This is a genomic window from Tenacibaculum sp. (assembly GCF_050290165.1).
In the GTDB taxonomy this organism is placed as follows: Bacteria; Bacteroidota; Bacteroidia; order Flavobacteriales; family Flavobacteriaceae; genus Polaribacter.
Genome location: NZ_JBNKHD010000002.1, coordinates 500,491 through 515,343, shown reverse-complemented (window position 1 = coordinate 515,343; position 14,853 = coordinate 500,491). Strand labels below are relative to the sequence as shown.

At 31.4% G+C, this 14,853-nt stretch carries 14 protein-coding genes; 8 read left to right on the top strand and 6 right to left on the bottom strand.

What is annotated here, in order from left to right; translation table 11 throughout:
- From ACQY6M_RS04500 to ACQY6M_RS04475, 6 genes are all read left to right on the top strand, one after another.
- Positions 1 to 1,529, top strand: a 1,529-nt coding sequence (locus tag ACQY6M_RS04500; protein WP_428740609.1) for a gliding motility-associated C-terminal domain-containing protein, incomplete at its 5' end; no start/stop codon positions are given.
- A 45-nt stretch (positions 1,530 to 1,574) separates the two neighbouring features.
- Positions 1,575 to 2,507 (top strand): PorP/SprF family type IX secretion system membrane protein, encoded by a 933-nt coding sequence (locus ACQY6M_RS04495; RefSeq protein ID WP_428740608.1) that lies wholly within the window; start codon positions 1,575 to 1,577, stop codon positions 2,505 to 2,507.
- A 12-nt stretch (positions 2,508 to 2,519) separates the two neighbouring features.
- Entirely contained in the window at positions 2,520 to 4,487 is a 1,968-nt protein-coding gene (locus ACQY6M_RS04490; protein WP_428740607.1) for an OmpA family protein, read from the top strand.
- Positions 4,488 to 4,692: 205 nt separating this feature from the next.
- Entirely contained in the window at positions 4,693 to 5,562 is an 870-nt protein-coding gene (locus ACQY6M_RS04485; protein ID WP_428740606.1) for an OmpA family protein, read from the top strand.
- Positions 5,563 to 5,677: 115 nt separating this feature from the next.
- A complete protein-coding gene (locus tag ACQY6M_RS04480; RefSeq protein WP_133535711.1) occupies positions 5,678 to 5,881 on the top strand; it encodes a hypothetical protein in 204 nt (67 codons plus the stop codon).
- A gap of 22 nt (positions 5,882 to 5,903) precedes the next feature.
- Positions 5,904 to 6,539 (top strand): hypothetical protein, encoded by a 636-nt coding sequence (locus ACQY6M_RS04475; protein ID WP_428740605.1) that lies wholly within the window; start codon positions 5,904 to 5,906, stop codon positions 6,537 to 6,539.
- Between the two features lie 105 nt (positions 6,540 to 6,644).
- On the opposite strand, the gene ACQY6M_RS04470 is transcribed toward ACQY6M_RS04475, so the two are convergent.
- The 6 genes from ACQY6M_RS04470 to ACQY6M_RS04445 all read right to left on the bottom strand — a co-directional run bounded on the left by ACQY6M_RS04470 (position 6,645) and on the right by ACQY6M_RS04445 (position 13,808).
- Positions 6,645 to 7,775 carry an energy transducer TonB gene (locus ACQY6M_RS04470; protein ID WP_428740604.1) on the bottom strand — a complete coding sequence of 377 codons (1,131 nt, stop codon included), beginning with the start codon at positions 7,773 to 7,775 and terminating at the stop codon, positions 6,645 to 6,647.
- Positions 7,776 to 7,926: 151 nt separating this feature from the next.
- Positions 7,927 to 8,604: an energy transducer TonB gene (locus ACQY6M_RS04465; RefSeq protein WP_428740603.1), complete on the bottom strand. Its 678-nt coding sequence runs from the start codon at positions 8,602 to 8,604 to the stop codon at positions 7,927 to 7,929.
- A 71-nt stretch (positions 8,605 to 8,675) separates the two neighbouring features.
- Entirely contained in the window at positions 8,676 to 9,338 is a 663-nt protein-coding gene (locus ACQY6M_RS04460; RefSeq protein WP_428740602.1) for a TonB family protein, read from the bottom strand.
- A 190-nt stretch (positions 9,339 to 9,528) separates the two neighbouring features.
- Positions 9,529 to 10,458, bottom strand: coding sequence for a peptidylprolyl isomerase (locus ACQY6M_RS04455; RefSeq protein WP_428740601.1), 930 nt, complete (start codon positions 10,456 to 10,458; stop codon positions 9,529 to 9,531).
- A 97-nt stretch (positions 10,459 to 10,555) separates the two neighbouring features.
- Positions 10,556 to 12,061 (bottom strand): hypothetical protein, encoded by a 1,506-nt coding sequence (locus ACQY6M_RS04450; RefSeq protein ID WP_428740600.1) that lies wholly within the window; start codon positions 12,059 to 12,061, stop codon positions 10,556 to 10,558.
- Between the two features lie 160 nt (positions 12,062 to 12,221).
- Positions 12,222 to 13,808, bottom strand: coding sequence for a peptide chain release factor 3 (locus ACQY6M_RS04445; RefSeq protein WP_428740599.1), 1,587 nt, complete (start codon positions 13,806 to 13,808; stop codon positions 12,222 to 12,224).
- A 107-nt stretch (positions 13,809 to 13,915) separates the two neighbouring features.
- On the opposite strand from ACQY6M_RS04445, the gene idi reads away from it, so the two are divergent.
- Together idi and ACQY6M_RS04435 are read left to right on the top strand one after the other, a co-directional pair.
- Entirely contained in the window at positions 13,916 to 14,437 is a 522-nt protein-coding gene (gene idi, locus ACQY6M_RS04440; protein ID WP_428740598.1) for an isopentenyl-diphosphate Delta-isomerase, read from the top strand.
- A gap of 1 nt (position 14,438) precedes the next feature.
- Positions 14,439 to 14,852 (top strand): 6-pyruvoyl trahydropterin synthase family protein, encoded by a 414-nt coding sequence (locus ACQY6M_RS04435; protein ID WP_428740597.1) that lies wholly within the window; start codon positions 14,439 to 14,441, stop codon positions 14,850 to 14,852.
- The last annotated feature ends 1 nt before the right edge of the window (position 14,853 follow it).

Sequence of the window (14,853 nt, the reverse complement as noted above, 5' to 3'; positions counted from 1 at the left end):
CGATCTGTTCAGGAGAGAGCTATACATGGGCGGCTAATGGAGTAACATATACGACGGATCAAAACATCACGATTACCAATGACGGCTGTACAGCAGACCAGGTGTTGAACTTAACGGTAACGCCAAAGCCAGCAACTCCAGAAATTGTTGTAACACAAGAAAGTTGTACTACAGCAGCAACTAATAAAATCAGTAATTATGATAAAGAATTGGTTTATAAATCTACTCCATCAGGGTTAATGGTGGATGAGAATGGATTGATTACTGGTGGAACAACAGGAACTGCTTATACTATTATAGCAGTAAATGCAAATGGTTGTGAATCAATATCGGAGAATTTTATTTATGATGGGGATAAGGAACTACCTTCTCCAAAGGCACCAAAAGTAGAGGTAGAGAGTCCTACTTGTTCTACTTCGGGAAGTGCGATGATTAGCAATTATGATTCAAGTTTGACTTATATTTTTAGTGATTCGACATTAAGTGTTGATGAGAATGGAGTTATAAGCGGATATATTTATGGAGTGTCTTATACGGTAAGCGTTAGTAATAATAAATGTGGAAAACAAGCTTCTTCAAGCTTTGAGGTGCTAGATAAATTATCAGGAAGCGAATGTATAGATACTGATGGAGATGGTATTTCAGATGGAATAGATGTGGATGATGATAATGATGGTATTCCTGATATTGATGAAGGAACAAAAGATACTGATGGAGATGGTATTATTGATAGTTTGGATCTAGATAGTGACAATGATGGTATTTTAGATGTAATTGAAGGAGGAAATGGTAGTTTAGATACAAATGGAGATGGAGTTATAGATTCTAATGATTCAGGTTATACAGATGATAATGGAGACGGACAAGCAGATGCATCAGTAGATACAAATGAAGAACCAGATACAGATGGAGATGGAGTACCAGACTACAAAGACTTAGATAGTGATGATGATGGAATTAATGATGTTATAGAAGGAAATAATTCTGACACTGATGGAGATGGTCAAGTTGATAATCCTCATGTAGATACAGATGGAGATGGTATTGCTGACAGTATAGATAAATTAGGTGGTTTTGGAACTACTAATAATCCAGACAATAATTCAGATGCATTAGATCCTAACAAAGGAGGAAACGGAGTTGTTAGAGATAGTGGAATAGATACAGATGGAGATGGAATAGCTGATAGTGTAGATGGATTAAATGGTTTTGGAGATGCAATTATTGATGACACTTGTGTGAAAGTAAAAAATCTTATGAGTGCGAATGGAGATGATATGAACAGTTATTTACATATTGATTGTATAGAGAACTTCCCGAATAATACTATCGAAATTTTCAATAGATGGGGTAATACTGTATACAGAGTAAGAGGATATAATAATAATGAGGTTAAATTTACAGGAATATCAGAAGGAAGAGTGAATATAAATGCAAATGATAAATTGCCTGTTGGAACTTACTTCTATATATTAGACCTTGGAAATGGAAATAAAGTAAGAAAAGGTTGGCTTTATATCAATAGATAATAACTGTATTGAAAAATAAATAAGGTTAAAGAAAAAAATAATCAAATGAAATTATATTTAGGTTTTATCTTAATATGTGTAATAAGTATCTGTGTAATTACAGATACTTATGCACAACAAGATCCTCAATACACACAGTATATGTACAATACTATGAATGTAAACCCTGCTTATGCTGGTTCAAGAGGATATACAGTTATAACTGCAATAGGAAGAACACAATGGGTAGGGTTTGAAGGAGCTCCTAATACACAAAATTTATCGTACGATACTCCTTTAGGGTATACTGGTTTAGGTTTAGGAGTAAATCTAATGAACGATCAAATAGGTCCTTCTAGTGAAATTTATTTAGACACCAATGTTTCTTATACTATCCTAACAGGTGAAGAAGGTAACTTAGCTTTTGGATTGCGTTTAGGAGGTAGACTATTGAACATTGATTGGACAAAAGGGACTCAAAACGATCCTGGAGATTCTTCATTTGCACCAATTAATAATAGATTTTTACCAACTGTAGGAGCAGGTATTTATTATCATCAGCCACAATGGTATGTGGGATTATCTGTTCCTAATATATTAAGAAAGGAACATTACGATGCTGAAAATCCCATAGGAGAGGTAGCAGTAGAGCGAATGCACTTCTTTTTAATAGCAGGTTATGTTTTTGATCTTACTGAAGATATAAAATTTAAGCCAGCTGCTTTGTTAAAAGGGGTTTCAGGAGCGCCTTTATCTCTAGATGTCTCAGCTAATTTATTATTTAACGAAAAGTTTAGAGTAGGAGCAGCTTGGAGGTGGGATGATTCTGTAAGTGCCCTTTTAGGTTTCCAAATAAGTGATTCTTTACTTATAGGATATTCTTATGATTTAACAACATCAAATTATAACGTAACCAATTCAGGTACACATGAAATTATGTTACGATATGAAATATTTAAAGACCAAGATATAAGATATAGATCACCAAGATTCTTTTAAAAGAAAAATTACATGAGTTTTAAAAAAGTACTATTGCTATCATTATTAATGATGGTAATAACAAGTTTTGGGCAAAGCAGAAAAGTAGCAGATCGTTATTTTGAAGAATTCTCATACATACAGTCGGCAAAATTATATAAAGATTTAGTTTTAATTAAAGGAGATAGTTCTAAGCATGTATTGAGTAGACTAGCAGAATCTTATTACAACAATTCAGAGACTGAAGAAGCAGAGATTTGGTTAAAAAAGCTAATATCTAATTATAGTAATGAACTAGAAGATAAATACTTGTTTAAATATGCTCAAGTTTTAAGAAGTAATGGAAAGTATAAAAAATCAGACTCAATATTTTTTAAACTAGCAGAAAACAAGAATAGTAATTTTAATAACGAGTTAAAGAAGGAAAACAATTTATTAAACAATTCTAATAGTAAAAGAATTGGTGTTAGAAATTTAGCAATTAATACGCCATATTCAGATTTTGGAGGTTTTTTACTTAATGGAAAATCGTATTTTACGTCATCTGCACCAACAGGTTCAAGAAAGCAAAAGATTTACAAATGGAATAATCAACCATTTTTAAATATTTATAAGGCAGAAGAAGATATACAAACTATAGAAGGAAGTATACAAGATACAATATTGGTATTAGTAAATAGTCAAAAGTTTGAAGAACCAATAACTTCTGAGCTTCATGAATCAACTCCAGTTTTTACAAGAGATGGGAAAACTATGTATTTTACTAGTAACAATTCTGATGTTAAAAGAGTAAGAAGAAGTAAAAGAAGAACCTCTAATCTAAAAATTTACAAAGCAAGTTTTATAAATGGTAAATGGGGAAATATAGAAGAATTGCCTTTTAATAATGATGAATATGTAACAGGACACCCTGCACTAAGTCCAGATGAGAAAACGTTGTATTTTGTGTCTAATATGCCTGGTGGTTATGGAGAGTCTGATATTTATAAAGTTGAAATTAAAGGTAAAAATGAATACGGAACTCCTATTAATTTAGGAAGTACAATTAATACTTCTGAAAAAGAAGTTTTTCCTTATGTAGGAAGTGATAATGTATTGTACTTCTCATCTAACGGACATTTAGGTTTCGGGCTTTTAGATATATTCCAATCAAAGATTGAAAAAGATGGTACTTTTTCTTCCCCAGAAAATTTAGGGAACCCTTTTAATAGTAAAAAAGATGATTTCTCATTTTTTATTAGTGAAAATGGTAAAAGAGGTTTTTTCTCGTCTAATAGAGACAAAGGAAAAGGAGATGATGATATATACAGCTTTTATATTTATACCGATACATCAATCTGTACACAAATAATAACAGGAACCATTGTAAATAATAAACTTAATGTTCCTGTGGAAGGGGCTACAGTAAAATTGATAAGTAAAGAAAAAGAAGTAATAGCCAAAACTGTTTCTGATAACCTTGGTCGTTATATTTTTAATGATGTGCCTTGTAATGAAGTGTATACAGCTATTGCTACAAAATTAGATCATAAACCAGGGAGAAATATTGTATCAACTACAGGTAAAAAAGATATTGAACTAACAACAAACTTAGAGCTAACCCCTTTAATTATAGAAAATCAGATTGTAATAAATCCAATTTATTTTGATTATGACGAATCCGTTATAAGAGAAGATGCACAATATGAGTTAGAAAATATTGTAACAGTAATGAACAATCATCCAGAATTAGTAATAAAAATTGAATCTCATACTGATAGTCGCGGACCAAAAGAATATAATAGAACATTATCAGATAAAAGAGCTAAATCTACAAGGGATTTTATTTTATCGAGAGGAATTGCAGCTAATAGAGTAGAAAGTGCTATAGGTTATGGTGAAGATAAGCCTTTAAATAATTGTGTTGATGGTAAAAAGTGTTCAGAAGAAGAATATCAATTAAATCGACGTTCTTATTTTTATATAATTAAAGGCAAAGGAGAAATACAAGCGAAACAATAATAAGAAGTTTAAAAAGTATATAAAACGGTAAAGAGAAGTTAAAAAAGTCTACAGAAAACTAAAAATAAATAATTGTTTACCTTAATCAAGGTAATTATGTCTAAAGCTCCTGAAAAAAGGAGCTTTTTTATTGATTAAAGTATAATATTATGTAGAAAAATCAGTTATTAGGGTACATTAACTTATTATATCATTATTATTAATTATGAGAAAACTAATTATCCCCCTGGCGTTATTGGCTTTAACAATGACGTCTTGTGTATCTAAAAAGAAGTATGTCGAACTAGAACAGAAGTACAATGACACAAGAGGAACTTTACAAAAGACTACGTTAGAGAAAGAACAATTAGAAGCAAAATTTGCTAAAATTGAAAAAAGAGTTGAGGATTATAACGAAAAAATAAGCTCATTGAGTAATGTAAACGAGTCGTTACAAAAGGAAAACAATGTAAAGTTAGATATGGTTGGTAATACAGCTGTTATTTCTAACTCTATGAAAGAGAAAATGAGAGAGACACTTAAAAATGTTGATCCTGCTGAGTTAGCGAATGCGAAGACATTAAAAGATTCAATGAACATTGCAGTGTCTTATAATCTTAAGAAATCAATTAACACATCAGAATTAGAAAATGATGAAGATGTAAACATTGATATTGATCAAACTGTTGTAATGATTTCAGTTTCCGATAAAATGTTATTCAACACAGCAAGTTACAGAGTTAAGAGTAATGCTCACAAATTAATTAAAAAGTTAGCTGATGTTATCAACTCTGAACCAAGTATGGATGTAATGATTGAAGGGCATACAGATTCAAGATCATACAATTCTGGAATCTTACAAGATAACTGGGATTTGAGTGTAAAAAGAGCAACATCAATTGTTCGACTTTTAGAGAAAAAATATGGGGTTGATCCTAGTAGGTTAATCGCATCGGGTAGAGGTAGTGCAGTACCATTAGTAGAAAACAATACAGCTTCTAATAGAGCAAAAAATAGAAGAACTAGAATTGTGATACTACCTAACCTAGATAAATTCTTCGGATTATTAGCTAAGGAAGAAAAAATAACACCATAATTTTTAAAGAATAATTAAAAACCAGCAAAATACTTGCTGGTTTTTTTATGAATATAAAAAGTGACTGCTAGTATAATTTAGTGTCTAAATAAATATTAACCCTAATAATTAAATTATGAAAAAACTATTGATTTTAACATTTGGAATTCTTTTTATGGTGTCTTGTACAGACAAAAAAAAGAAAGAAGAAGAAAAAAAGATTGAAGCTGCCATTCAAAAAATCGATTCTATAGAAAGTGAAGTAAAGGCCGGTATAGAAAAGTTAGATGAAGTAACTAAAGAATTAGAAGAAGAGTTACAAAAAATAGATAGCATATAAACCTAAATAAAACACATTTATTATGAAAAATATAAAATTCGTAGTGTCAATTATTGTGCTTTTAGCATTTATTGGCGTACAGCAAGTTGAGGCACAAGAAAAGGAAAAAGAAAAAAGTGCAGAAGTGAAACAAAAAGATAAGACTCATAAAGTTAAAGAAGATGTAGAGCAAGACGCTAAAGATAAAGGAAAGGAAAAGGCACAGGAGATGAAAGAGAAGAAGAATGAAAAAATAAAAGAAGCCAAAGATCAAAAGCGTAAGGACAAAGCTAAAGAAGAAAAAGTAAAGAAAGAATATAAAGGCAAAGGAAATGCTTATGGTCGAGATAAAGATGGAATGAGTGGTAGAGAGTTTGGTAAAATGAGGTCTAAAGAAGCAAAAGAGAAAATAGAAGAACAGGAGAGAAGTATACGAGATAGCGAAGATGTTTTAAGAAAAGGTAGAGAGAAAGTAAGTAAAGCTAATGAAAGAGTAAGAGAAGCTAAGGAGAAAAAGGAAATTACAGATGAAGTAGCTAAAGAAAAAGAAGAAGTAATTAGAAAAACTAATGAGAGACTCAATGAATTAGATAAAAAAATTCAAGAGCAAAAGGAAAAAGTTATAAGAGACAAAGAAGCCTTAAAGAAAATTTTGTTTCCACAAGAAGAAGATAAGTAATAATATTATTTAATATATAAAAAAGAGGAAGTTTTTAGCTTCCTCTTTTTTATATATAAACAAAAAAGCTTCAAACTGAAAAGTTTGAAGCTTTTTAAACACTTATTAATTAAGCTTAAAGTTAACAGGAATGTAATACTCTACATTGGCAGTTTTTCCATTATGCTCACCTGGAATAAATTTAGGTAAATTAGATACCATTTTTTTAGCTTCAAGCTCTAATAATTGGCCATTTTCAGGTCCTTTCATTTTTATATTAGTAACGTTACCTTTTTTATCGATTATGAAACGAACCCATACTCTACCTTCAATATTTTGAACAGCAGCAGCAACAGGGTAATTGAAGTTTCTTTGTATATGGCTAACCATTCTTTCATTAAAACAGTTTAATTTTTGCATGTCAGGAACTTTAGTACAAGCTTTAAATTGTGGAATACTTTGTACTTCAGCGAACTTAACAAAATCAGTTATAACTTTTTCTTTAGAAACTGGAGCTTTTTTTACTATTTTTTTAGTTGTATTAGTAACAGAAGTAGAAGTGTTATTAGATGCGGCTCCTGGAGCTTTAAATGTAATAGGAACACCATACTTTACTTTTACAGTTTTTCCATTATGTTTACCTGGTATAAATTTAGGAAGGTTATTAATAATTCTACTTGCTTCTTTTTCTAAAGCTTCTCCATCTTTTGGACCACGCATTATTATACTTTCCACATCTCCTTGCTCATTAATGGTAAATTGAACTAACACTCTTCCTTGAATTCCAGCATCTATGGCTTCTTGTGGATAGTTAAAGTTGTTAATAATATGCTTAGCCATGTTACTTTCAAAACATTTTGCTTGTTTAATTAAAGGCACATTATTACATTTCTCAAATAATGGAATCTCTTCTACTAAGTTAAAAGGAATTTTTTCTATTGTAGCTGAATTATCTTCTTCTAACTCAAGTTTACCTACTAGTAAAGAATTCTTCTTAATGTCAGCTACTTTTTGAGAAGTGTCGATACTTCCTCCAATAGCTGAAACAGCTTCTTTATTTTTACGAACTACACGTCTTCTTGTAGAAACTTCGATTGATAATTGTTTCTTTGCACCGCCATCAACATCTTGGATTGCACATTTAGTGATACTGTTTGGATCTGCTATTGACTCGTCAGGAGTGGTACATACTTCCTGTCCTACAGCTGCTAAAGAAAATAGCATTACTGCAACTACTGAGGGGAAATTTTTCATCATTGTGCTCTAATTTAAGTGTTTATAAAGTTAACTAGCTGTTAATTACTTGCTGAGTAATGCCGTAAATATAAAAAAAAATTATAGAGCTACAAATTTATTTTAAATTTCCATTCTTTTCTATGTTATTTAATTTTAAAAATTAAAAGAAATACTATTTTCTTGGCGCTTTAAATATGATTGGTAAAGCATATTTAACATTTACCAAATTGCCTTTATGAGTACCAGGTATAAATTTAGGTAACGAAGAAATAAGTCTTTGAGCTTCAGTTTCTAAAATCTCACCATTTTGAGGCCCTTTTTTCTTTATATCAATAACATTTCCTTCTTTATCAATGGTAAACTGAACTAATACTTTACCTTCAATACCTTTCTGTATTGCTTCTTTAGGGTAATCAAAATTTCTAATAATATGTTTTGTCATTTGTTGTTCAAAACATTTAGATTGTTTGATTATAGGAGTGTCTTTGCATGCTTCAAATAAAGGAATTTGTTCTACTAAATGGAAAGGAACTTTGTTTAATGACATTAGAATATCATTCTTGACACTTAATTCTTCAACTAATTCTTTTTCATTATCTATCTGATCTATCTGATTCGAAGTTGCCGAAATTGAACTAACTTTTCTAAGTTTTCTGTGTCTTTTCTTTCTAACTGAAATCTCTTTAGCTTCTTCATTTTCAAGAGCTTCTTTTACATCTTTAATAGAGCATTTAGTAATGCTAATGCTATTAATATCTTGAATGTTTTCATTTGGACTCTCACATTTTTCTTGTGAAAAAGAGATTGATGTAGTGAAAAAAGCGGTAATTATAAAAATGAGAGTTCTCATGTTATTTTATTTAAAGGGATTTAGGAGGAGCGAAAATAAAAATATTTGTATTTTTTAGAATATGGTTGATATTAATTTAACGTTAAGGTTATAGGGAATGAGTAAGTAACATTTACGGGTATTCCTTTTTCTTTGCCAGAGGTCAAAAGTGGAAGTTTATTAATTATTCTATGGACTTCCTTAGTAATAACATCACTAGTTTTAGAACTTACTACTTGAATGTTTTTAGGTTTACCGTAAACATCAATCGTAAATTGAATTAAAATTCGACCTTGAATACCTTCTTCTGAAAATACTTCTGGATAAAAGTTTTTTGTAAAATGTTTTTGCATATTATCCTTAAAACATTTTTTTGCATTTTCATTTGAATCATCTTTACAATTAGGGAACAAAGGAACTTGTTCTACCACAGAAAATAAAACCTCTTTAGTTTGAGATTTTAAAGTGTTTTCTAAACTTAAATCATAACTTTCTATTATGACAGAAATGCTAGAGTTGGCATTTAAACTTGACTGATTTTGTTGAGTTTCTTTTCTAACTTTTTTAATTCTATTTCTAGCAGTTACGGTAGTTGTAATTCTTTTTCGAGGCTGTGTTTTCTCAACCGTGGCATCACATTTTTTTGAACTAATTACATTTAAGTCTAAAGTACTTTCTTCTGGGCTAGTACACACGTTTTGACCGTAATTAATTTGAAATAAAAGAAGGAAAAAGAATAGTAAAATTGTTTTCATTGTCTATGGTTTAGTTTGCTACCGTAAAAATGAAATAAATGTTACTTTTAATGGTTAGTTTAATATCATAAGTCTGTTAAAGAAAGTCGTATCCAATGTTATGAAGTTTAATTTAATATTAAGCGTATTTCGCTAATAAAAAAAGGCTTTCGATATATCGAAAGCCTTTTAAAAATATAAATAAATTTAATTATTTTACATTCATTAATTCTACATCAAAAATTAAGGTAGCATTTGGAGGGATTACTCCACCAGCACCTCTTTCTCCATAAGCTAAATCCGATGGAATTACTAAGCGAGCTTTGTCACCTACTTTTAATAATTGAATTCCTTCATCCCAACCAGCAATTACTTGTCCAACACCGATAGCAAAATCGATGGGTTGTTTACGTTTGTATGAAGAGTCAAATACAGTTCCATCTAATAACTGACCTTTGTAGTGTACAGAAACCATTGCTCCTTTAGTCGCTTGTTTTCCGTCTCCGTTTTGTAAGATTTTATAACGTAATCCGCTTGGAGTTTCATCATACCCAGCAGCTACTTGATCTAATAATTCTTTTTGATGAGCTTTAGCTTCTGCTTCACGTTTTTCACGAGCTCCTTCAAAAGTTCTAAATGCTTCAACAGCATTCCATTTTTCAGCAGCATCCCCAACACGGATAATTTCTACATCCATAGTGTCTTCTTGCTCAACAGCATCAACAACATCTTGCCCTTCAATAACACTACCAAAAACAGTATGCTTACCATCTAACCAAGGAGTAGCAACGTGTGTAATAAAAAATTGAGAACCATTAGTTCCGGGGCCTGCATTAGCCATTGATAATTTTCCCGGAGCATCGTGCTTTAATTCAGGATGAATTTCATCATCAAATTTATAACCAGGGTTTCCTGTTCCTGTTCCTTGTGGGCAACCACCTTGAATCATAAAATCTGCAATTACACGATGGAATTTTAATCCGTTATAATAAGGAGTTCCTTGTGGTTTCGCTGAGTTTTCTAAATTTCCTTCTGCTAAAGCAACAAAGTTACCTACAGTTCCAGGAGTTTTCTCGTATTCTAAGTTTACTAAAATATCACCTTTTGGAGTGGTGAACTTTGCATAAATTCCGTTATCCATTTTTTTCTCTTATTTTATATGTGTGTCATTCCGAATGAAATGAAGGAATCTTTTTTATTAAGATTATTACACCATTTCGTTCTTTACGATGACAAAGTTAGTTCTTTACAGACAAAGTTGAAAGGTTAAAGCTTAAACCTATGTTAATATTGTTTGAATTGACGTTACCGAAAGGTGAATAGTATCGACCACCAGAAGCAATTACTGAAACTTGATTTGTTACATCATAACTCAATCCAAGAGTTGGTCGCATAATAATTCCTTCATCAGTGTCTACTCCAGCACCACCACCAGCACCTGTCATTATTTCTATAAATCCACGCATTTTTTGGTTAAAAAAGTGAGGGCTATATATACCACCACCTGCTAATCCGTGAGCATAACCACCTGAACGACCATCATATGAAAAACCAGCTTCACCAGCGATGTATAGCCATTTGTTTAAATCGTAATTTACTTTTAACCCGATTAATTGTAAATCAATTTCGGTAACATCATAGATGTCATCAGTTTTAGCAACATCAAAATAACTTTGATTTTGTACTTCTACTCGTAATCCTTGAGTGTAGTAAGTTTTATTTTCTTCGGAAGATATTCCGCCATTAAGTCCAAAATATTTTAAACCGAAACCATAAGTATAAGCTTCTAAATCACCAGCGATAGCACGATAATATCCACCATGACCAGTTAAAGCAATATTTTTAAATAGTTTTAAATCGATTCCTGCTGAAGGATACATCATTAATCCACCTTCTGGAGCCACACGACCACCAGCTGCACCAACACCTAATTTTCCGAAAATATTAATATATTTTGATTGGTATGGATGATATCCTGCTCCAAAAAACAAGTCCATAAAACCTGCACGTAACCCTTTGTATATAGCATCGGTATGTGCAAATAAAAAAGTGTTATCACTCAAGTATTTTTGATATTCAAAACCGATTACATACAAAGTTTCTGTAAGAGGTTCTTGGTTGTTAGCGTCATCTTTTCTAGAATTTCCAATGGGTTTAAAAAAGTCAAAACGAATTTGTTGTACATTTTTAACAGCAGGTTTGCTCCAAAAACTTTCAGGAGAAAGGTTATCCGCTACAAATTCTTTATGTGCTTTATCGTAATCGGTAAAACGTAAAATACTAGGAATTTCTACAAAGAAAGAAACTGAATTGTTTTTAATTTCTCCTGATAAAAAATTAACGTGACTGTATTGTATCCCAAAGGAATAATCATTCTTCTTGTATTGTAAACCGATATTTGGATTTATAAATCCGCCATCGTTCACTAAATTTCTATAGCCACCGCCACCTCCAAAATGGAAGTTTGCATCTAGGTATATGTTTTTATATAACTGTTTATTGATTCCTAATTCAGCTCCTAAGGTAAATAAGCCTCCTTGATCGCCTGTTACCGCAAAGTGAAATCCAGCACCTCCATATAACCAATTATTAATAGGGATTTGGTAATGTAAACCCGCTAAACCCATTGTTGGTTTTAGGTTAGGGAATTTATCCGTAGGCATTTCAACAGGAATAAAATTTAAACGAACTTTATTATGTAGTTCTTTTCCCTGTAAGTTTGATAAATTCTCTTGACTATACATTAGAAAAGAGAAAAAAGAAAAGAGAAAAAAGAGATATAAATCATTACGAGTGCAACGAAGTAATCTTTCTTTTATAGTTTGAGATAGTTTCATTTTGTTCGTAATGACGTTATAACTTTTACTTTTCATAATTGGATAAATACTTAATGCCAATTATTGGCTAAAATTCACTAGTGAAATGTAATTTTACAGTTGGATATTTTTGTTGTGTCATTTGAATAGTAAACGGAGAATCTGCTAAAAATACTAACTGACCCTGTTTATCTTTTGCTAAATAACGTTGCTTTACACGTTTAAATTCTTTGAATTCCTCGTTTTTTGGATCTTCTGGTTGAACCCAACAAGCTTTGTGCACAGCAATATTTTCATATGAACATTTAGCTCCGTATTCGTGCTCTAAACGATATTGAATTACTTCATATTGTAAAGCTCCCACAGTTCCTACAATCTTACGTCCGTTCATTTCCATGGTGAATAACTGTGCAACTCCTTCATCCATTAATTGATCTAAACCTTTGTACAATTGTTTAGCTTTCATAGGGTCAGCATTATTCACATAACGGAAATGTTCTGGAGAGAAACTAGGAATTCCTTTAAAGTTTAATTGTTCTCCTTCAGTTAATGTATCTCCAATTTTGAAGCTACCAGTATCGTGTAAACCAACAATATCTCCAGGGAAAGATTCTTCTACAATTTCTTTCTTTTCAGCAAAAAAGGCATTCGGACTTGAGAATTTTACTTTTTTACCATTACGAACGTGTAGGTAAGGAGTATTTCTTTTAAAAGTACCCGATACAATTTTAACAAAAGCTAAACGATCTCGGTGTTTTGGATCCATGTTTGCGTGGATTTTAAATACAAACCCAGTTAGTTTGTCTTCTTTCGAGTCAACCAAACGCTCTTCAGCTTGTTTTGGTTGCGGATTAGGAGCAATGTCAATAAAACAATCTAATAATTCTTTTACTCCAAAATTATTTAAAGCAGAACCGAAGAATACTGGTTGCAAATCTCCTTTAATATATGCTTCTTGGTCAAAATCAGGATATACTTCACTAACTAACTCTAGTTCTTCACGAAGGTTGTTTGCAGAGTTTTCTCCAATTTTTTTGTCTAATTCAGGGTTGTTAATGTCATCAAATTCAATACCTTCAGAAATAGTTTGTTTATTGTCTCCTGAAAAAAGATTTAACTTTTTGCCCCAAATATTATAGATTCCCTTGAAGTCGTATCCCATTCCAATAGGAAAACTTAACGGAGTTACTTTTAATCCTAACTTTTGTTCAACTTCATCTAATAAATCAAAAGCATCTTTACCTTCTCGGTCTAATTTATTAATGAAAACAATCATTGGAATTTTTCGCATACGACAAACCTCTACTAACTTTTCGGTTTGTTCCTCAACTCCTTTTGCAACGTCAATAACTACAATAACACTATCAACTGCAGTTAAGGTTCTAAAGGTATCTTCAGCAAAATCCTTGTGACCTGGGGTGTCAAGAATATTGATTTTACGATCTTTATAAATGAAAGCTAATACAGAGGTAGCAACCGAGATACCACGTTGGCGCTCAATTTCCATAAAATCGGAAGTAGCTCCTTTTTTAATTTTATTGTTTTTAACAGCACCTGCTTCTTGGATAGCTCCTCCAAAAAGTAATAATTTTTCTGTTAAAGTAGTTTTACCAGCATCGGGATGCGATATAATTCCGAATGTACGTCTCTTCTGTATTTCTTCTAAAAAACTCATCTATAAATTTTAAGGTTGCAAAGATACATTTTAAAGCGAACTGTTCAAAGGGTTTAATTGTTGGACTGAACTCAATTTTGTAAGTTTGCTTTTCGTATACTCTAAAGATGAAAGAACACGTAATTTTAGTTGATGAACAAGACAATCCATTAGGGTTAATGGAAAAAATAGAAGCGCATGAAAAAGCCTTGTTACATAGAGCATTTTCAGTATTTGTTTTTAACGATAAAAATGAATTAATGCTTCAACAACGTGCTGCTGAAAAATATCATTCTCCTATGCTATGGACAAACACATGTTGTTCACATCAACGAGAAGGAGAGTCAAATATTGAAGCAGGAAAACGTAGATTACAAGAAGAAATGGGGTTTTTGTGTGAGTTAGAAGAAGTGTTTTCTTTCATTTATAAAGCTCCGTTTGATAATGGTTTAACAGAGCATGAATTAGATCATGTAATGATTGGGCGATTTAACGACGAACCTATTATAAATACAGAAGAAGTGGCTTCGTATAAATGGATGCCTTTAGAGGCGGTGAAAAATGATATAGAAAACCATCCTGAAAAATACACAGCGTGGTTTAAGATTATTTTTAAAGAATCATATAAAAAAATATCTAAGTTTATATAATATGCCAAAAGTAACTGTACATAGAAAAGCGCATTTTAATGCAGCACATCGTCTATTCAATCCTAATTGGTCTGATGAAAAAAACTTTGAGGTTTTTGGTAAGTGTAGCAATCCAAATTACCATGGGCATAATTATGAGTTAATCGTTTCATTAACTGGAGAAATTAATGAAGAGACAGGTTATGTCTATGACTTAGGAGAACTCAAAAACTTAATACAACTAAAAGTTGAAGATGCTTTAGATCATAAAAACTTGAATATGGAGGTTGAAGAGTTTAAAAATTTGAATCCTACGGCAGAAAATATATCAGTAGTAATTTATAATAAATTACGAGTAAGTATTCCTGAAAACTTAGATTTAGAAGTTACTTTATACGAAACACCAAGAAACTACGTAACTTATAGAGGAGCTTAAT